The sequence below is a fragment of the Plantibacter flavus genome, assembly GCF_900177615.1.
Lineage (GTDB): Bacteria > Actinomycetota > Actinomycetes > Actinomycetales > Microbacteriaceae > Plantibacter > Plantibacter flavus.
Map to the genome: position 1 here is coordinate 1,240,011 of NZ_FXAP01000001.1, position 19,287 is coordinate 1,259,297.

Genomic DNA, 19,287 nt, shown 5'->3' on the forward strand with positions numbered 1-19,287 from the left:
CGTCGCGGGTGGGGGACGGGCCGTCCATCGGTAGACTGGACCGGTGTCCTCAGCCCGCGAGTCCCCGAAGCCGGTCCCGGTGGAGGAGCGACTCTTCAGCCTCGTGCTCGCGCTCCTCGCCACGCAGACCGGCCTGACGAAGAACGAGATCCTGTCGACCGTCCAGGGGTACCGTCAGCAGTATTCGAGTGGCGGCGGCAACGCCAGTCTTGAGCGACAGTTCGAGCGCGACAAGGACAACATCCGCGAGCTCGGTGTCCCGCTCGAGACGATCGAGCAGCCGGGCGAACCCGGCAACAACCAGTCGATGCGCTATCGGATCCCGAAGGGCGCCTACGAGCTCCCCACCGACGTCCGGTTCACCCCGGCGGAGCTGTCACTGCTGTCGCTCGCGGCCACCGTGTGGCGTGAGGGGTCGCTCTCCGGCCAGTCGCAGCGAGCGATGACGAAGTTGCGGTCGCTCGGCATCGAGCCCGACGAGCCGATCATCGGATACGCGCCGAGACTCCGCACCCGGGAGGCCTCGTTCGAACCGCTCGACGCGGCGCTCGAACGTCGGTCCGTGGTCGCCTTCCCCTACCTGAAGCCCGGCGAGACGCGGCCACGCGTCCGCACCGTGGCACCGCTGGCGCTCGTCCAGCACGAGGGTCGCTGGCACCTCTACGCGACCGACCGGACGGTGGACGAGCCCCGGACGTTCCTCCTCTCGCGGATCGTCGGTCCGGTCAAGCCGACGGGGGAGTCGTTCCCCGCCGACGACCGCGACCACGCCGCCGACGCGATCGACGGCCTGCGCCGCGTGTCCTCGTCGCAGCGCGCCCTCGTCCGTGTCCGGCCCGGGACCGACGCCGCGGCCCGCCTCGGCAACCGCTACGGCGTCAGCGACACGGAGCGCACGGAACTCACCATCCCGTACCTCGACCACCACATCCTCGCCGACGAGCTCGCCGGTTTCGGCCCGGAAGTCGTCGTCCTCGACCCTCCGGCGCTCGTCGAGGCCGTGGCGTCCAGACTCGAGCTGGTCGTCGCCCGCCACCGCGCGACCGACGACGCACCCCACCCCGAGGAGACCGCCCGTGGCTAAGCGACCGGCGGCGCCCCGCGCTCAGGACAAGCTGATCTTCCTCCTCTCGCTCGTGCCGTATCTCATCGACCGCGAGCGGGTCACGGTCGATGAGGCCGCGCGGCACTTCGGCCTGTCCCCGCGCCAGATCCGAGAAGCGGTCGAGCTCTTGACGGTGTCCGGCGTGCCGGGCGACACCCGGCAGTACCTCGCCGGCGACCTCTTCGACATCGACTGGGGCAGCTTCGAGGAGGACGACGAGATCGTCCTCACCCACCGGGTCGCCCTCGACGACAGTCCTCGCTTCTCAGCCCGCGAGGCCTCGGCCCTCATCGCCGGCCTGCAGTCGCTCCAGCGCCTTCCCGAGTTCGTCGACAGCGACGTCATCGGCGGCGTGATGGCGAAGCTCGCCCGCGGGGCGTCGTCCGCACCGGGCCAGCTCGCGGTCACCGAGTCCTACTCCGCACACGCGGTCGGCATCATCCGGTCCGCCCTGGCCGCCGGCCACAGCGTCGCGTTCGACTACGTCGACGCGAGTGGGGCGACCGAGGCGAGACTGGTGGACCCACTGCGTCTCGAGTCCCAGGATCAGGACTGGTACCTCTACGGGTGGTGCCACCTGCGCGAGGCGACGCGTCGCTTCCGTCTCGATCGGATGACCGTGCTGCGGGAGACCGATGCCGAGGTCGTGTTCCGCGAAGCGGACGTCGTCGTCCCGACCGCGTTGTTCGAGCCGAGCGACTCCGACCGCAACGTCACCGTGCTCGTCCGACGCTCGGTCCTGCCGCTCATCGACGACTACGTGGTCGCCGTCGACAGCGCGCCAGGCGGCTCCGCAGCCCGTGAGGACAGCGACGCCGAGGTGACCGCGACCCTGCGCCTCGCGCACCATCACGGCCTCAAACGACTGGTCGCCGCACACCCCGGCCTCATCACCGTGCTCGGCCCGGCGGACGCGCGCGACGCGGTCGCCGATTGGGCGGCCGCCGGTCTCGCGCAGTACCGAAAGACATCCGGGAGCTGACTCCCGAGACTCCCGGCAGGAGAGCGGGAGATGCAGGGTAGAGTGAGTGGACCTCGACCTCGAAGATCAGGAACGAAGACTATGTTCGGCAACGCATTCACCGGGTGGCACCTCGTCATCATCCTCCTCATCGTCCTGCTGCTGTTCGGAGCACCGAAGCTCCCGGGTCTCGCCCGCAGCGTCGGCCAGTCGATGCGGATCTTCAAGAGCGAGGTCAAGAGCATGCGCGACGACGAGCCCGCCTCGCCCGACGCGACGGGCACGGTTCCGCCCGCGAGTGCGGCACCCGCCGACCCCACTCCGGCCGCAACGGCCCCGCAGAAGCCGACCGACCCGCCGGTCAAGCCGTAACCCTGAGGACCACCCGAGCCCGATGACGCCAGCACCTGGCCCCCGACGAGCGCGCCTCGAACACGCTGCTCAGGAACGGACGATGTCGCCGTGGCCCTGACCGAGAAGCGTCCGAAGAAACAGAACCGCGAAGGGCGGATGTCCCTCGGCGAGCACCTCGTCGAGTTGCGGAAGCGGCTGTTCTACTCAGCCATCGGCATCATCGTCGGCATGGTCGCGGGTTTCATCGCCTCCGAGTGGATCATCGAAGCGATGAGCGCTCCCATCCTCGTCATCGCCGACGATCGCGGGCAGGCGTTCCTGAACTTCACCAACGTCACGAGCGCGTTCGACCTGCGGATGAAGATCGCCCTCACCGCCGGTGTCGTCCTGTCCAGCCCGGTGTGGCTCTACCAGATCTGGGCGTTCCTCGTGCCCGGCCTGACGCGCAAGGAGCTGAAGTACGCGATCGGGTTCTTCGCGACCGCCGTGCCGCTGTTCCTCGCGGGCTGCTACGCGGGTTGGTTCGTGTTGCCGCACATCGTCGAGCTCATGCTCGGCTTCACCCCGACGGCGGCGGCCAACTTCCTCGACGCCACCACCTATTACGACTTCGTCCTGAAGCTGGTACTGGCGGTCGGTGTCGCCTTCGTCCTGCCCGTGTTCCTCGTCTTGTTGAACTTCGTCGGGGTGCTCTCCGCAGCGGCGATCATCAAGGCGTGGCGGGTCGCGATCCTCGTCATCGTGCTCTTCACGGCCATCGCCACGCCCGCCGCCGACATCGTGTCGATGTTCGTCCTGGCGATCCCGATGGTCCTGTTGTACTTCGCGGCCTACGGCGTCGCCGTCCTCCACGACCGCAGTGCGGCCAAGCGGCAGCGACGCATCGACGCCGAACTCGGCAGCGCGGGGCTCGCATGAGCGACACCGCTTCGCCTGCCGAGCGGTATCGGGCAGCAGCGGTCCGGAACGCGACACCGAGGCTCCAGGAGTTCCGCGCGAGGCAGCGTTTCGACCTCGACGCATTCCAACTCGAGGCGTGCGAGCGGATCGAGAACGGCAGCAGTGTCCTCGTCGCCGCACCGACGGGTGCCGGCAAGACCATCGTCGCCGAGTTCGCGATCGCCCTCGCCATGCACGGCGACCGCGGCAAGGTCTTCTACACCACGCCGATGAAGGCGCTCAGCAATCAGAAGTTCCAGGAGCTCACCGCCGAGTACGGTTCCGAGCACGTCGGCCTGCTCACGGGCGACACGAACGTGAACGGCAACGCCCGCATCGTCGTCATGACGACCGAGGTGCTCCGCAACATGCTGTACGCGGACTCCGACGCGCTGACCGATCTCGCCTTCGTCATCATGGACGAGGTCCACTACCTGGCGGACCGGTTCCGCGGAGCGGTGTGGGAGGAGGTCATCATCCACCTCCCGCAGGCCGTTCGGATGGTGTCGCTGAGCGCGACCGTGTCGAACGCCGAGGAGTTCGGTGACTGGCTGCAGGCCGTCCGCGGCGACACCGCCGTGATCGTGTCCGAGGAGCGACCGGTGCCCCTCACCCAGCACGTGCTGATGCGCAACAAACTCATCGACCTGTTCGCCGCGCCGAGCCTCGCCGACACCCATCAGGTCAACCCGGAGCTCGTCCGCATGGCACAGTTCGGTGGCCGTGCACCGAACAGCCGTCAATACAAGGACATCAGCCGCTACAATCAGCGCCGAGCCCCCCATCGGGCCGAGAAGCTCGACCGTGGGCATTTCGTCCAGATGCTCGACGACCACCACCTGCTCCCGGCGATCTTCTTCGTCTTCAGCCGTGTCGGGTGCGACCAGGCGGTCAAGCAGGTCCTCCGTTCCGGCATCAGGCTGACCGAGGCGCACGAACGCGACGAGATCCGCCAGATCGTCGACGAGCACTGCCGGACCCTGCTCGACGAGGACCTCGCCGTCCTCGGCTACTGGGAGTGGCTCGACGGCCTGGAGCGGGGCGTCGCCGCCCACCACGCCGGTCTCCTGCCGGCGTTCAAGGAGGTCGTCGAGGAGCTCTTCCGGCGGAAGCTCGTGAAGGTCGTCTTCGCGACCGAGACCCTCGCGCTCGGCATCAACATGCCGGCCAGGACGGTCGTCCTCGAGAAGCTCGAGAAGTTCAACGGTGAGGCACGCGTCCCGATCACCCCGGGGGAGTACACCCAGATCACCGGGCGTGCCGGACGCCGTGGCATCGACGTCGAGGGCCACGCCGTGATCCAGTGGACCGAGGGGCTGCACCCGCAGTCCGTCGCCTCGCTGGCATCCCGACGCACCTACCCGCTCAACTCCAGCTTCCGCCCGACCTACAACATGGCGGTCAACCTGATCGACCAGTTCGGCCGTCAACGCACCCGTCAGATCCTCGAGTCGTCCTTCGCGCAGTTCCAGGCGGACCGGGCCGTCGTCGGGATCGCCCGGAAGGTGCGCGAGCAGGAGTCGTCACTCGCCGGGTACGAGAAGTCCATGTCGTGCCACCTCGGGGACTTCGTCGAGTACGCGGGCATTCGCCGCGAGCTCACGGACCTCGAACGCAAGGGCGAACCGAACGGCTCGCGCGCGTCGAAGGACCGTCGCCAACGCAAGCTCGCCGAACTCCGCAAGCGGATGCGGGCTCACGCCTGCCACGTCTGCCCGCACCGCGAGGACCACGCTCGTTGGGCGGAACGATGGTTCAAGCTCAAGAAGCAGACCGACCAGCTGCGACAGCAGATCCAGACGCGGACGGGTGCGGTCGCGCGCGTGTTCGACCGGGTCGTCGACGTCCTGCTCGAGTACGAGTACCTTGCACGCGACGAACACGGCGCGGTCGTCGTCGCGGCTCCCGGACGCACCTTGAAGCGCATCTACGGAGAACGGGACCTCCTCGTCGCGGAATGCCTGCGAACCGGTGCCTGGAACGACCTCGATGCCGCATCCCTCGCGGCGATGGCCGCCGCGATCGTGTACGAACCACGGCGTGAGGAGCAGAACACCCCGGAGCGCTTCCTGCCCCGCGGCCCGTTCCGCTCCGCACTCGAACGGACGCAGGACCTCTGGAGTCGGCTCGACGACAGCGAACGGGAGCACCGCCTCCCGGGGAGCAACCCGATCTCGACCGGCCTCTCGCTCGCCATGCACCAGTGGGCCAAGGGTGCGAACCTCGACACGGTGCTCATCGAGGCGGAACTCGCCGCCGGCGACTTCGTGCGGTGGTGCAAGCAGACCATCGACCTGCTCGATCAGCTCCGCGTCGTCGACGGACCGGTGGGCCGTCATTCGCGTGAGGCGCTGGACTCGATCCGACGCGGCATCGTCGCGTACAGCTCGCTGTGAGGTCCCTGCACCGTCGGAGCGACCGGCTCCGACCGATCGACGCGCTGGTCGACCGTCGTCCGCCGGTCCCGCTCTGGCTCGCGGCCGTCGTGGCCATCGCCGCCGGCCCGGTCCTCGACGCCGGCTTCCCGGACCGCGGGGTCTGGCCCCTGACGTTCGTCGGCATCGCCCTCGTCCTCCTCACCCTCATGGGGCGCAGCGTCGGCGGTGCGCTCCTCGTCGGATTCCTGGCGGGGGAGTCGTTCTACCTGATCCACATCGAGTGGGCGACCGCCTACCTCGGTCCCGTCCCGTGGGCGGCACTGTCGACGCTCGAGGCCATCTTCTTCGCGCTCGGAGCCGTGCTCATCACCCTGGCGTATCGCTGGGTGCCGCGCGCCTTCCCCGGGATCGGGGGACGCGTCTGGTTGACCGCCGCGGTCGTCGCCGCCCTGTGGACCGCGCGCGAGACACTCGTGAGCACCTGGCCCTACGGCGGATTCCCGTGGGCGCGGATGGCGCTCAGCCAGTCCGAGAGCCCGTTCGCACCGCTCGTCGCCTGGGTCGGGTTCTCGGGGCTGTCGTTCCTCATGGTGCTGCTCGTGGCACTCGCTCTGCAGCTCGCCGCGACCGCGGAGCTCCCGGCGATCAGCCGGGTCGGGACCGCGGTCCTCGCGGTCATCGCTGTGCTCGTCGTGCCGGCATGGCCGACGGCGACGACCGGGAGCATGCGGGTGGCTGCCATCCAAGGTAACGGCCCCGCCGGCTACTTCGACGCCGCAGCACCCGGCACCGTCATGCAGACCCAGATCGACGAGACGCTGCAGGTGCTCGACGCGGACGTCGACGTCGTGGTCTGGCCCGAGGGCAGCGCAGACCTCGACCCGCAGCGGGTTCCCCAATCGGCGGCAGCCCTCGACGCGTTGAGCCGTCGCATGGACGCACCGTTCGTCGTCGGTGCGATCTCCCAACGCGGCGACCGCTACTACAACTCGTCACTCCTCTGGGACGCCTCGGACGGCGTCCGCGACGTCTACGACAAGAAGCACCCGGTCCCGTTCGGTGAATACGTCCCGGACCGGAAGTTCTGGGAGCCGTTCGCACCCGACCTCATCGGCCTCATCCAGCGCGAGTACACCCCGGGTACGAAGGACAACGTCTTCGACATCGACGGCGTGCTCGCAGGGATCAGCATCTGCTTCGACATCGCCGACGACCAGCTCACCCGCGACGCGGTGGCGGGTGGTGCGCGGATCGTGTTCGCCCAGACCAACAACGCGGACTTCGGGCAGACGGACGAGAACCAGCAACAGCTGGCGATCGCACGGCTCCGGGCGATCGAATCGGCTCGGTCCGTGGTGAACATCTCCACGGTGGGTACCAGCCAGATCATCGGGCCCGACGGCTCGACGATCGACAGCATCCCGGCCTTCCGCCCCGGATCGATGGTCTCCGAGGTGCCGCTGGCGGACACGGTCACGCCGTCGATGGCCTTCGGTCACCAGCTCGAGATGTTCATCGGTGGCATGGGACTCGCCTCGCTAGTCCTCGCCGGATTCGCCGCCAGGCCCCGGCGCGTCTCGAACCGTCCCCGGACATGACGATCGGCTGATCCGATACCGGATCAGCCGATCGAGGGGAGGCCTGTCAAGCGCTCGGTGTCACGCGCTCTTCTGCTGGCCGCGACGGGCGCGGAGATACGAGAGCCGCTCTTCGAGCAGCTCCTCGAGCTCGTCACGCGAGCGACGCTCGAGCAGCATGTCCCAGTGACTGCGGGGGGTCTTGACGTCGCCACGGTCGACGACGACGGGCTTCGAGTCGACGAGGAGGACGGCCTCAGCACCGCAATGCCGGCATTCCCACAACTCGGGGACTTCCGCATCGGCGGCGAAGGTCATGGTGGTCTCGCGCTCGCAACTCTGACACCGGTAGATGTGGTTGCTTCGCGCCGAGAATATGACGCCCTCTTCCGTTTGTAGACTCTGGGCGCCCAGGCGCATTCCGCGCAAACTGCGATCTGCCATTGTGTGGTCTCCTCTCGCTCGGCATCCACAGTTATAAACCCACAAGCTGGGTAAACTGTTCCGTTCACCCATCGGGCTCTCAGCTCCTGCCCAGCTGCGGAGACGCCGGGTGCGGGGAGCGGACCCGTCAGCGCGAGCGGACCAGCTCGAGCGCGAGATCACAACGGTCGGTGACGAGGCCGTCGACGCCGAGATCCAGCAGGCGTCGCATGTCGGCGGGTTCGTTAACCGTCCATACGTGCACCTCGACGCCGAGGCCGTGCATCTGTGCGAGGAGATGCTTCGTAACGACGGGTACGCCGCGGAACCGTTCGGGCACCTGGAGCGCCTGAACTCCCGCGAGTGACCGGCGGAGTGCTCCTTGGAGCCCGAGCGCGGCTGCGGGGAGGACGCGGAGCAGGATCCGGGCCGACGCGGATGAGGCTACGGAGTCGGCGCCGGCCTCCAGCCCCACGGCCCGCACGATCGCGGAACGTCTGCCCTCGTCGAAGGAGGTGACGAGCACCCGGTCGGCGGCACCGGCACCGACGATCGAGGCAGCCGCCGGCGCAGCCGCGGCCGCCGCCTTGATGTCGAGGTTGAAGCGTGCCCCGGGGAACTCGGCCAGCGCCTCCGACAGCGTCGGGATGCGATCGCCGCCGAGGTCGATCCGCTGGAGCTCCGCCAGCTCGAGATCCGCGATCGGTCTCGGATCGCCGGTGATGCGGCGCAGGGACGGGTCGTGGAAGAGGACGGCGTGTCCGTCGCGCGTGCAGTGCGCGTCGGTCTCGACGTACTCGGCGCCGGCAGTCAGGGCATGGCGGAAGGACGACAGCGTGTTCTCGGGAACCCCCGGCCCGGCCAGCCCTCGATGGGCGAGGACCCGAGGGCGGGCCGGACGGAAGTAGGGGAGGACCGCTGTCGTCACCGCGTGCTCAGCCCTCGGGCTGGACGGGGGTCGTCGGCGCCGGTGGCGTCTGGGGTGACGAGGCAGGCGCTGTGGTGAATGAGGGCGCCTGCGCAGCTGCGGCCGCCGCCCGTGCCGTGGCGGCAGGGTCGCGGGTGTTCCCCGGCCCGAAGGCGGAGCCGATGCCCTTGAGCGCCTCGGTCAGTTCGCTCGGGATGACCCAGAGCTTGTTCGCCTGGCCTTCCGCGAGCTTCGGGAGCATCTGCAGGTACTGGTAGCCCAGGAGCTTCTCGTCGGGGTCGCCGTCGTGGATGGCCTTGAACACCGTCTGGATGGCTGACGCCTCACCCTGAGCACGGAGCACGGCTGCCTGGGCATCACCCTCGGCGCGGAGGATCTCCGCCTGCCGCGCACCCTCGGCCGTCAGGATGGCCGACTGCTTGGTTCCCTCAGCGGTGAGGATGAGGGCTCGACGGTCGCGCTCGGCGCGCATCTGCTTCTCCATGGAGTCCTGGATGGAGAGCGGCGGGTCGATCGCCTTGAGCTCGACGCGTCCGACGCGGATGCCCCACTTGCCGGTCGCCTCGTCGAGCACGATGCGGAGCTTGCTGTTGATCTCGTCGCGGCTCGTCAGCGCCTCCTCGAGGTTCAGCCCACCGACGACGTTTCGGAGCGTCGTCGTGGTCAGCTGCTCGACGGCACCCAGGTAGTTCGCGATCTCATAGGTCGCGGCGCGGGCGTCGGTCACCTGGAAGTAGACGACCGTGTCGATCGAGACGACGAGGTTGTCCTCGGTGATCACCGGCTGCGGCGGGAAGGAGACGACGGTCTCGCGCAGATCGATGAGCGGCCGCAACCGGTCGATGAAGGGGATGAGCAGGTTCAGACCCGGCAGGAGGGTCTTGTGGTACTTACCGAGCCGCTCGACCACGCCGGCGCTCGCCTGCGGGATGATGCGGATGGATCGGAACAGCACCACCAGCACGAAGATGACGACGATGGCCGCGATCACCCAGCCGATGATCGCTCCTGATGAGATGTCGTTCACGACTACTCCTTCTGCTCGCCCAGCGGCGCCGGGTGGGTTGGGACGGGGACGACGACGGCGGTGGCACCGTCGACGACGGACAGGACGATGCGCGTGCCGGGCTCGAGGGACGACGCGGGGGAGTCGTGCGGGGTCCTGGCGGTCCAGACCTCGCCGTTGCCGAGCTTCACCTGGCCACCGTGCGGGGTCACCGTCGAGAGCACGAGCCCCGGCATGCCGAGGAGCGCGTCGACGTTGCTCTTCGCCGGGTCTGCGCCGCGTTGCAGCGCTCGGAGCAGCGGCGGCCTGACGGCCAACAGGAGCAGGAGGGCGGCAGCGGCTGCGATGAGCAGCTGGAGCCACCACGGAGCGCCCAGGAGGCCGGAGAGCAGCCCGACGGTACCGCCGAGCGCGAGCATGAGGAAGGTGAACTCGAGCGACAGGATCTCGATGATGACGAACACGAGGATCAGGACCAACCAGGCGATCCAGGCGTACTCGGTGATGACGTCCATGGTGCGGATTCCTCCCGGATCGGCTCTCGCGTCTGCCGCCTCGCAGTCCGGGGGAGCGCGAGACGGTGCGCCGGTCGGGTTCAACGCTATCAGCTGGGCGGACCGCCGAACCGGATCCGTCTGCCGGTTGTTGGTAAGGTCGTTGGCTGGAACCAGCCGCCGATGAGCGGCCCCAGATCTGAAGGAGCCCTCACGTGACGAACCCCCTGGCCGCCGGATCACTCTCCGGGAAGAACGTCCTCGTGACGGGCTCGTCCCGCGGCATCGGTGCCGACACCATCCGGTACTTCGCCGGTGCCGGCGCCAACGTCGTGATCAACTACCGGAACAAGGAGGCTCGCGCCGTCAAGCTCGCCGACGAGGTGCGAGCCCTCGGCGTGCAGGCCCTGGTGGTCGGAGCCGACCTCACCGACCCCACCTCGGTCGCCGCCATGTTCGCGACGACGAAGGCCGAACTCGGCGACCTCGACGTCCTGGTGCTGAACGCCTCCGGAGGGATGGAGAGCGGCATGGCCGAGGACTACGCCATGCAGCTCAACCGCGACGCGCAGGTGAGCGTCGTCGAACACGCCCTCCCGCTGCTCCGCCCCGGCTCGCGGATCGTGTTCGTCACGAGCCACCAGGCGCACTTCATCCGGACCACGCCGACGATGCCCGAGTACGTGCCGGTCGCGACCTCCAAGCGCGCGGGCGAGGATGCGCTCCGCGCCAAGCAGGACGAGTTCGACGCCGCCGGTGTCGAGTTCGTGGTCGTCTCGGGCGACATGATCGAGGGGACCATCACCGCGACCCTCCTCGAACGCGCCAACCCCGGTGCGATCAGCTCCCGCAAGGAGTCCGCCGGCCGCCTCTACAACGTCGGTGAGTTCGCGGCCGAGGTCGCCTCGGCCGCCGTGGACCCGATCCCCGAGGACCACACCCGCTACGTGGGGGACACGAGCGACTTCATCGCCGAGTAGTCCACGATCCTGACACGACGAACGCCCGGCCCCTGGAGGGACCGGGCGTTCGTCGTCCTGCCACCAGGGGTCAGCCGGCGAGACCGGCCCGCTTCGCCTGCTTGCCGAAGGTGATCGCCTGGATGATCTCGACGACGCCGGCCGCGATGAGGAAGAACGCGGTGACGAGCAGGAGGGTCACGGCGGCGAGCAGCGGGTTCGCGAGGACGAACACGCCGGCGACGACGCTGATGACGCCGTAGAGGATCGTGATCCACCGCGACACGTCCGGCGCCGAGTCGAACAGCGAGGCCACGCCCTCGATGATCCAGGAGACACCGATCACGAAGACGAGTGCGCCGATGCCGAGCAGCGGATCGATGAAGATGTAGACGCCGGCGGCGAGCAGCAGCACACCGAACACGATCGTGAGGACCCGCCAGAGTCCGCCGTGCTCACGGGCGACGACGCCACGCGTGATACGGGCGATCCCGGCGACCAGGAAGTAGACGGCGAAGATCCACGCGACGGCGACCAGCGAGGCCTTCGGCGCGACCAGCAGGAAGACACCCAAGAGGATCGTGAGGATCCCACCGACCGCGAAGGCCCATCGGACACCGGAGATCTGGCTCGCGGTCAGCTTGGCGGAGTTCAGCGTGTAAGTGGTGGTGGAAGGTTCGGACATGGTCGGCTCCTGACGGTGGACAGTGCGGCGCTCCCGAGCAGACCGGGTGCGTTCCACCAGTGTGACGCATTCACACAGGTGTTTCACAGCATGACCCTCCATGTCGCGCGGGCCCGGTGCCGATCGGGGCGAGACGCCAGCCGATGACGACGGATACGCTGATCGCCATGACCGAGACGCCGATGCACACCAGGGCCGCCGACAGCCACGACGTCATCCGGGTCAGGGGTGCCCGCGAGCACAATCTGCGCGACGTCGACGTCGACCTCCCGAAGCGCCGCCTCACCGTGTTCACGGGCGTGTCCGGCTCGGGGAAGAGCTCCCTCGTCTTCGGGACGATCGCCGCCGAGTCGCAGCGGATGATCAACGAGACCTACAGCGCGTTCGTCCAGGGCTTCATGCCGTCGCAGGCGCGGCCCGACGTCGACGTGCTCGAGGGACTCACCACGGCGATCATCGTCGACCAGGAGCGGATGGGCGCCAACTCACGTTCGACGGTGGGCACGGCGACCGACGCGAACACGATGCTGCGCATCCTCTTCAGTCGGATCGGAGATCCGTCCATCGGGTCTCCGCAGGCCTTCTCCTTCAACGTCGCCTCGATCAGCGGCGCCGGAGCGGTGACCATCGAGCGCGGGGGACAGAGCACGAGGGAGCGGCGGAGCTTCTCGATCACCGGCGGCATGTGCCCGCGGTGCGAGGGGATGGGGACCGTGAACGACATCGACCGTTCCCAGCTCTACGACGCCACGAAGTCGCTCAACCAGGGCGCGCTCACGATCCCCGGCTACACACCCGACGGCTGGGGCGTGCGGATCTTCACCGGATCCGGATTCCTCGACGCGGACAAGCCCATCCAGGACTTCACGGAGCGGGAGCTCCACGACTTCCTCCACAAGGAGCCGGTGAAGGTCAAGGTCGGCGACATCAACATGACCTACGAGGGCCTCATCCCGAAGGTGCAGAAGTCGTTCCTCTCGAAGGATCGTGAGGCGATGCAGCCGCACATCCGCGCATTCGTCGACCGCGCCGTCACCTTCACCACGTGTCCGGCGTGTGAGGGGACCCGCCTGAGCGAGGGCGCACGGAGTTCGCGTATCGCCGGTCGGAACATCGCCGAACTGTGCGCGATGCAGATCAGCGACCTCGCGGCGTGGACCCGGGCGCTCGACGAACCGTCGGTGCGCCCACTCCTGACCGTCCTCCAGGAGACGCTGGACTCCTTCGTTGCCATCGGGCTGGGATACCTGTCGCTCGACCGCACGACGGGCACCCTCTCGGGTGGGGAGGCGCAGCGGACGAAGATGATCCGCCATCTGGGGTCGTCGCTCACCGACGTGACCTACGTGTTCGACGAGCCGACCGTCGGACTGCACCCGCATGACATCCAGCGGATGAACGAACTGCTCCTGCGGCTCCGCGACAAGGGGAACACCGTCCTCGTCGTGGAACACAAGCCGGAGACGATCACGATCGCCGACCACGTGGTCGACCTCGGCCCAGGTGCCGGGACCGGCGGGGGACAGGTGACGTTCCAGGGGAGTGTGGACGGCCTCCGAGCGAGCGACACGCTCACCGGACGCCACTTCGACGACCGCGCCGCGCTCAAGCCGGCGCTGCGTCGACCGACCGGTGTCATCGAGATCCGCGGCGCCGACCGGCACAACCTGCAGGGCGTCGACGTCGACGTGCCGCTCGGCGTCCTCGTGGTCGTCACGGGGGTCGCCGGCTCGGGCAAGAGCTCGCTCATCCACGGCTCGGTCGCCGGGCATCCCGGCGTGGTGACGGTCGACCAGAGTCCGATCCGCGGCTCGCGTCGCAGTAACCCGGCGACGTACACGGGTCTGCTCGAGCCCATCCGCAAGGCGTTCGCGAAGGCCAACGGGGTCAAGCCGGCGCTGTTCAGCTCGAACTCGGCGGGAGCCTGCCCGAACTGCAACGGCGCCGGGGTCGTCTTCACCGATCTCGGCGTCATGGCGAGCGTCTCGACCGTCTGCGAGGTGTGCGAGGGCCGCCGGTTCGATGCTTCCGTTCTGGAATATCAGTTGGGGGAGCGGGACATCAGCGAGGTGCTCGCGATGTCGGTGACGGAGGCCGAGGCCTTTTTCGCCGACGGGCCGGCCCGGACGCCCGCAGCGCACGTCATCCTGACGCGACTCACCGACGTCGGGCTCGGCTATATCAGCCTCGGACAGCCGTTGACGACCCTGTCCGGAGGCGAACGACAGCGACTCAAACTGGCGACACAGATGGCCGATTCGGGCGAGGTCTACATCCTGGACGAGCCAACGACGGGCCTGCACCTCGCCGACGTGGAGAATCTGCTCGGGCTCCTGGACCGGTTGGTGGACTCCGGCAAGTCGGTCATCGTCATCGAGCATCATCAGGCGGTCATGGCGCATGCGGACTGGATCGTCGACCTCGGACCCGGCGCAGGTCATGACGGCGGACGCCTGGTGTTCACCGGGACGCCCGCAGCGCTCGTCGCCGATCGCTCGACGCTGACCGGAGAACATCTCGCTCGGTACATCGGCTCCTGACGCGCCCCGGTCGTCGTCGCGAACCTCAGGTAGCCGATGCAGGCCGACGTGACCCGATCCGACCCCGCTCGCGGCGGGCTGGAAAGAGCTGATAATGCACATTATGTCAACTCAGTCGAATCTGGCCTGCCTCGCGCCTCGGGTTCGGAGCTCTTGTCCAAGGATCACCGCGTGGACCCGGTCGCGGAGGTGCAACTTGGCGAAGATGCGGTTGACATGCGTCTTGACCGTGGACGGCGACAGGTGGAGTGCGTCGGAGATCTCGCGATTCGACAGCCCGGCGACGATGCATCCGAACACGTCGTGCTCGCGCGGGCTGAGCGGGTCCAGCGGGTGGGCTGTCCCACCTGCTCCCCCGTGCTCGCGCGACCGTCCACCGGAGGCATAGTGCTCGATGAGTCGCTTCGTGATCCTGGGTTCGACGACGGCTTCGCCGGCATGGATCGTCCGAACAGCCTCCTGCAACCGGTCTGGTGGGGTGCTCTTCAGCAGGAAGGCGCTGGCGCCGGCGTCGAGGCCTCCGAACGCGTACTCGTCGATGTCGAACGTGGTGAGGATGAGGACGCGTGTGGCCGGGTCGACCGTGGTGATGATCCTGGTCGCTTCGACGCCGCCCATGCCGGGCATCCGCACATCCATGAGGACGACGTCCGGTCGCAGTTCCCGTGCACGCCGAATCGCCTCCTCACCTGTCGCCGCCTCCCCCACGACCTCGATGTCGGGCGCGGAGTCCAGGGTCAGCGCGCTTCCAATCCGGACGAGTTCCTGGTCGTCCACCACCAGCACGCTGACGATCGAGGGACTGGTCGCGCTCACGTCGCTGCTCCTCGCTCGATGTGCAGCGTCGCGCTCGTCGACCAGCCCCCGCCCGCACACGGCCCTGCTTCGCTCGCGCCGCCGTACGCCGCGGCTCGAGCGGCGATACCCGGGAGCCCATGCCCACTCCCCTGGCTCGGAGCTCGAGTTCGGTGGGTGTCGATGCGGCCGTCGTCGGTGACCCGCACCGCGACGATGCCGGGTGCCACGTCGATGCCGACCTCGACTCGCGTGGGGTCGACGGCGTACCGCAACACGTTGGTGAGCGACTCCTGGACGATCCGGTACACCGTTGTCACCAGCGCGGGCTGCTCCGGCATGGTCCCGCCGGAACGGGTGAGCGTGACGGGCATGCCGGTGCTGCGGAAGACCTCGACGACCTCCTCCACGTCGGAGACGTTGTGTCCCGACCGGTGCAGACGCTGGTCCAGCACCGCATCCCCCTCTCGGAGCACCTGCAGGACGCGGTTCATCTCTCCCAGCGCGCTGCGCCCGACACCACCCAGCTGCTCGAGCGCTCGGGCCGACCGCTCGGGGTGCCGTTCCCAGCCGCTGGACGCCCCGTCCGCGAGGGAGATCATCGTCGACAGCGAGTGGGCGACGACATCGTGCATCTCCGCGGCGATCCGCTGCCGCTCCACCACCCGCGCCGTGGTGAGTCGTTGGTTCACGAGTTGCGTGAGGGCCGCTCGGCGCTGCGTCACACCGCGGGCGGCGACACCTGCGGCAAGAGCGAGCAGCGCCAGCGGTTCCAGCAACGACGGGGCCTGGGTCGACCCCGTCACGAGCAGACGGACGAGCAGTCCCGACGCGGGGAGCCCCACGAGGACCGCGTAGCCCGACAGCGCGGTTCTGGTGGGCAGCATGGCGGCTACCGAATACAGCGCGACGGCGGCGGGCAGCGTCACCGGTGCGACGGGGGCGGGCAGGAGCACACCCGCCGTGTTCGCGAGCGCGACGGCGACGAGGATCGCCCGCGGATACCGACGCCGCCACAACAGGAGCACGCTCGAGAGGATCACCAACGGCAACCCCGGCCAGAGCGGTTGCGCACCTGGCAGGACCAGCCCGAGCACCTGGACCAGGAGACATGTCACAGCGACCAGTGCGTCGACCACACGCTGGTGGGCACTGAACCAGCGCAGCACGCGTGTGCCGAGGACACGGTCGACCTCCGCGGCGTCCACGACCGGCTGGATCACACTCATACCCTTGCCACCTCCACGCTGAGCTCGGCTCTCATTCTCCCTCGTCCCTCGTGAGCACCGTTCAGGCGTCGCGGCGCAGGAACGTGATCGCTGCGACGACGAACGACGCCAGCGTCCAGATCAGCAGAACGGCATACCCGGTCCACGGTCCCATCGGGTCCGTACCGGTCGGGGCGAGGAGCAGGGAGCCGGCTTGGATCGGGAAGAAGCGGGTGATCTCGGTGCCGTATTCGGAGAACATCTGCGGGATCACCGGCACGACGAGGAGGAGCACGATCGTCGCGAGCACCGCGGCGACGACGTTGCGGATGATGGTGCCGAGTGCGATCCCGATGATGCTGATGGCCGCCAGGTAGAGCCCGGATCCGACCACCAACCGCGCCAGGTCGGGTGTTTCCAGCACATAGCCGTATCCGCCCCCGGCCAGGATGATGGGCGCGAGGGCGAACCCGACCGCTGAGCTGACGACACCGATGAGGAACGAGACACCCGCGATGATCGAGGCCTTCGCGACGAGCACCGCCGTCCGACGCGGAACCGCGAGCAGTGTCGTGCCGATCTGACCGGACCGGTACTCGTTCGTGATCGTCAGGACGGCGAGCACCGCGAGCACGATGCCGACGTAACCGGTCTTGTCGATGATCATCTCGGGGTAGGCGTCGTAGTCCGCCTGCGGTGACCCGCGGTCGCGGAAGACGTACGCCCAGGGCATCGCGATCCCGTTCGCGGTCAGCAGCAGGAACGCGAATCCTGCGAGGACGTGGTTCGAGGCGAGTCCTCGGAACTTGACCCATTCGGAGACGATCGTGCCGACGAGGCTGACCTCGCCTGCGGAGATGCGCCGTACGACGGGTGCCGCGGCCATGTCGGTGGTGGTGCTCATGAGGATGGTCCTTTCGAGGGGGCGCGACGTCAGGCGGAGACGAATTCCTGCGCGTCGCGGGTGAGTCGGTTGTAGGCCTCTTCGAGGGTCTGGCGCAGGGGCGTCAACTCGGTGAGCAGCACTCCCGCCTCGTGCGCGGCACGGGCGATCTGCTCCGCGGAGAGACCCTCCACGTCCAGCACGCCCGGCTCGCTCGACGCGACGGTCGCCCCCGCTGAGGTGATCCGGCGAGTGAGAGCCGGAGCATCGGGCGTGCGAACGCGCACACGACCGTCTCCCCGCTCGGTGAGCGAACCGATCGGTGCGTCCGCGATGATCTCGCCGCGACCGATGATGATCACGTGGTCTGCGATGAGCGCGAGCTCGTTCAGCAGGTGCGAGGACAGGAACACCGTCCGCCCCTCGGCCGCAAGACGGGCCAGGAGCTCCCGGACCCAGGTCACGCCCTCGGGGTCCAGGCCGTTGACCGGCTCGTCGAGGATGAGCGTGCCCGGATCGCCCAACAGCGCCGCGGCGATCCCCAAGCGCTGACCCATCCCGAGGGAGAACCCGCCGACCTTCTTCCTGGCGACCGCGCTGAGCCCCGTCGCCTCGAGCACCTCGTCGACGCGCGAGCGCGGGATGCGGTGCGTCGCCGCGATCGAGGCGAGGTGGTTCAGCGCCGACCGCGACCGGTGCGCCGCCCGCGCGTCCAGCAGAGCACCGACCTCGCGCAGCGGCGCAGCGAACGTCCGGTACTCAGAGCCGTCGATACGTGCTCGACCAGCGTCGGGTCGGTCGAGCCCGACGATCGAACGCATCGTCGTGGACTTGCCTGCTCCGTTCGGCCCCAGGAAGCCGGTGACCTTGCCCGATCGGACACTGAAACTCACATCCCGCACCGCGTACGTGCCTCGGTAGGCCTTGGTCAGCCCCTCCACGTCGATCGTCATGGCGTCTTTCTCCTTGTCGTAGCGGTTGCCTCGTGCCATCGACGCTACGGACGAGTGTGCGTCGGCGACTGCCAACCAGGGGTTGATCATCGTCGGCGGACACAGCGTCGACCTGACCGTCGAGCGTCCGACCGCGAGGCGAGCACCGCCTCACGCTCCGAGCTGCGCGATATCATCGCTCGGCCGGGAAGTCGGCTCTGACCTGGACTGAATTGCTAGAGTGCGTACTCTAGAGTGAGTGCTTTAGCAATACGGGAGCTGCCATGCCGAGAATCGTCGACCCACAGCGGTTCACCGCGCGCCAGACCGCGATCCTCGCTGCGGCCTACCGCTGTTTCGCCACCGAGGGCTACGAGACCACCTCGACGGCCGACATCTGCCGGGCGGCAGACATCTCCTCGGGGACCCTGTTCCACTACTTCCCCACCAAGCTCGACATCCTGATGACGCTGTTGCGGGTGAGTGCCGCCTGGACCGAGGAGCAACTGCATCTCGCCGCACGAGCGGGGCCTGGGCGCCCCGCCTTGACCACCTATCTCGGCGCGCTCGACCGCCAACGAGCTGCCGGCCAGGCGGTCGGTTTCGCTCGCGCGGTCCAGGGCATGGCCCATCTCCACGTCGTGGCGGCCGTCCTCGACGTCGAGCGGGACATGGTCGACCACTTCCTACTCGACCACATCACCGAGGCGGTTCGCACGACCGCGGCCCGCTCCGACGCTTCACCGGAGCAGCTCGTCCGATGGGTGCGCTGGCTCGTCGACGGCAGCGCACTGCACGAGACGCCGGCATCGCGCACAACGGGTGTCAGCGTCGCCGTCCGGTCGTTGCTCCTTCTCGGATGACGGCGCACGCCACCGGGTTCGTCAGGCCGACGGAGCGGGTCGATCGGGGTCCTGGTCCCAGAGCGGCATCCCGAACTCGTTGACCGGGACGGCGGACTGCGCCGGGTCAGGAAGCCGCTCCCCCGTCGGGCAGGTCATGAAGTGATCGTGCCCGGAGGAACGGTCGAAGGTGTGCTCGGCGAGCGGATGGCCACAGACCGTGCACTGGCGGTCTTCGGTGTCCGACGTCTTCGTCTGCTCGTTCATGCGGGTCATGC

19 protein-coding genes are annotated in these 19,287 nt (G+C 68.4%); 9 read left to right on the forward strand and 10 right to left on the reverse strand.

What is annotated here, in order from left to right; all coding sequences use genetic code 11:
- Positions 1-43: 43 nt before the first annotated feature.
- The 6 genes from B9Y95_RS05825 (at position 44) to lnt (ending at position 7,335) form a co-directional block, all read left to right on the forward strand.
- Entirely contained in the window at positions 44-1,084 is a 1,041-nt protein-coding gene (locus B9Y95_RS05825) for a helix-turn-helix transcriptional regulator (RefSeq protein WP_085510934.1), read from the forward strand.
- Entirely contained in the window at positions 1,077-2,087 is a 1,011-nt protein-coding gene (locus B9Y95_RS05830) for a helix-turn-helix transcriptional regulator (RefSeq protein WP_085510935.1), read from the forward strand. The genes B9Y95_RS05825 and B9Y95_RS05830 overlap by 8 nt, the downstream gene beginning before the upstream one ends.
- An 81-nt stretch (positions 2,088-2,168) precedes the next feature.
- Complete coding sequence (gene tatA, locus B9Y95_RS05835; protein ID WP_085510936.1) at positions 2,169-2,438, forward strand: Sec-independent protein translocase subunit TatA; 270 nt, start codon at positions 2,169-2,171, stop codon at positions 2,436-2,438.
- A gap of 138 nt (positions 2,439-2,576) precedes the next feature.
- Positions 2,577-3,338 carry a twin-arginine translocase subunit TatC gene (tatC, locus tag B9Y95_RS05840; RefSeq protein WP_071260381.1) on the forward strand — a complete coding sequence of 254 codons (762 nt, stop codon included), beginning with the start codon at positions 2,577-2,579 and terminating at the stop codon, positions 3,336-3,338.
- Positions 3,335-5,755 carry a DEAD/DEAH box helicase gene (locus tag B9Y95_RS05845; RefSeq protein ID WP_085510937.1) on the forward strand — a complete coding sequence of 807 codons (2,421 nt, stop codon included), beginning with the start codon at positions 3,335-3,337 and terminating at the stop codon, positions 5,753-5,755. The genes tatC and B9Y95_RS05845 overlap by 4 nt, the downstream gene beginning before the upstream one ends.
- On the forward strand, positions 5,752-7,335 hold the full coding sequence (lnt, locus tag B9Y95_RS05850) for an apolipoprotein N-acyltransferase (RefSeq protein ID WP_234993974.1): 1,584 nt from the start codon (positions 5,752-5,754) through the stop codon (positions 7,333-7,335). The genes B9Y95_RS05845 and lnt overlap by 4 nt, the downstream gene beginning before the upstream one ends.
- Positions 7,336-7,395: 60 nt before the next feature.
- Here the strand turns inward: lnt and B9Y95_RS05855 are convergent, their stop codons facing one another.
- The 4 genes from B9Y95_RS05855 to B9Y95_RS05870 all read right to left on the reverse strand — a co-directional run bounded on the left by B9Y95_RS05855 (position 7,396) and on the right by B9Y95_RS05870 (position 10,186).
- Positions 7,396-7,758 (reverse strand): RNA polymerase-binding protein RbpA, encoded by a 363-nt coding sequence (locus B9Y95_RS05855; RefSeq protein ID WP_064296965.1) that lies wholly within the window; start codon positions 7,756-7,758, stop codon positions 7,396-7,398.
- A 127-nt stretch (positions 7,759-7,885) separates the two neighbouring features.
- The gene (locus B9Y95_RS05860) at positions 7,886-8,665 is read right to left on the reverse strand and encodes a glycerophosphodiester phosphodiesterase family protein (protein ID WP_085510938.1); all 780 of its coding nucleotides are present in this window, start codon (positions 8,663-8,665) and stop codon (positions 7,886-7,888) included.
- 7 nt (positions 8,666-8,672) lie between these two features.
- On the reverse strand, positions 8,673-9,692 hold the full coding sequence (locus B9Y95_RS05865; protein WP_085510939.1) for an SPFH domain-containing protein: 1,020 nt from the start codon (positions 9,690-9,692) through the stop codon (positions 8,673-8,675).
- A gap of 2 nt (positions 9,693-9,694) precedes the next feature.
- Positions 9,695-10,186: an NfeD family protein gene (locus B9Y95_RS05870; protein WP_064296968.1), complete on the reverse strand. Its 492-nt coding sequence runs from the start codon at positions 10,184-10,186 to the stop codon at positions 9,695-9,697.
- A 194-nt stretch (positions 10,187-10,380) separates the two neighbouring features.
- Here B9Y95_RS05870 and B9Y95_RS05875 point away from each other — a divergent pair, with 194 nt between their 5' ends.
- The gene (locus B9Y95_RS05875; RefSeq protein WP_085510940.1) at positions 10,381-11,145 is read left to right on the forward strand and encodes an SDR family oxidoreductase; all 765 of its coding nucleotides are present in this window, start codon (positions 10,381-10,383) and stop codon (positions 11,143-11,145) included.
- 70 nt (positions 11,146-11,215) lie between these two features.
- Here the strand turns inward: B9Y95_RS05875 and B9Y95_RS05880 are convergent, their stop codons facing one another.
- Positions 11,216-11,809: an HdeD family acid-resistance protein gene (locus B9Y95_RS05880; protein WP_159453334.1), complete on the reverse strand. Its 594-nt coding sequence runs from the start codon at positions 11,807-11,809 to the stop codon at positions 11,216-11,218.
- A gap of 167 nt (positions 11,810-11,976) precedes the next feature.
- Between B9Y95_RS05880 and B9Y95_RS05885 the strand changes: the two genes are divergently transcribed.
- A complete protein-coding gene (locus B9Y95_RS05885; protein WP_085511087.1) occupies positions 11,977-14,349 on the forward strand; it encodes an ATP-binding cassette domain-containing protein in 2,373 nt (790 codons plus the stop codon).
- Positions 14,350-14,460: 111 nt separating this feature from the next.
- Here B9Y95_RS05885 and B9Y95_RS05890 read toward each other — a convergent pair whose 3' ends face one another.
- From B9Y95_RS05890 to B9Y95_RS05905, 4 genes are all read right to left on the reverse strand, one after another.
- On the reverse strand, positions 14,461-15,165 hold the full coding sequence (locus B9Y95_RS05890) for a response regulator transcription factor (RefSeq protein ID WP_234993975.1): 705 nt from the start codon (positions 15,163-15,165) through the stop codon (positions 14,461-14,463).
- Positions 15,162-16,373 (reverse strand): sensor histidine kinase, encoded by a 1,212-nt coding sequence (locus B9Y95_RS05895; protein ID WP_085510942.1) that lies wholly within the window; start codon positions 16,371-16,373, stop codon positions 15,162-15,164. Before B9Y95_RS05895 ends, B9Y95_RS05890 begins: the two co-directional genes overlap by 4 nt.
- Positions 16,374-16,434: 61 nt before the next feature.
- Positions 16,435-17,256, reverse strand: coding sequence for an ABC transporter permease (locus B9Y95_RS05900; protein WP_085510943.1), 822 nt, complete (start codon positions 17,254-17,256; stop codon positions 16,435-16,437).
- A gap of 29 nt (positions 17,257-17,285) precedes the next feature.
- Entirely contained in the window at positions 17,286-18,188 is a 903-nt protein-coding gene (locus tag B9Y95_RS05905; protein WP_085511089.1) for an ABC transporter ATP-binding protein, read from the reverse strand.
- Positions 18,189-18,451: 263 nt separating this feature from the next.
- Here B9Y95_RS05905 and B9Y95_RS05910 point away from each other — a divergent pair, with 263 nt between their 5' ends.
- On the forward strand, positions 18,452-19,030 hold the full coding sequence (locus B9Y95_RS05910) for a TetR/AcrR family transcriptional regulator (protein WP_085510944.1): 579 nt from the start codon (positions 18,452-18,454) through the stop codon (positions 19,028-19,030).
- A 21-nt stretch (positions 19,031-19,051) separates the two neighbouring features.
- On the opposite strand, the gene B9Y95_RS05915 is transcribed toward B9Y95_RS05910, so the two are convergent.
- Complete coding sequence (locus B9Y95_RS05915) at positions 19,052-19,276, reverse strand: hypothetical protein (RefSeq protein WP_133059937.1); 225 nt, start codon at positions 19,274-19,276, stop codon at positions 19,052-19,054.
- Positions 19,277-19,287 lie beyond the last annotated feature (11 nt).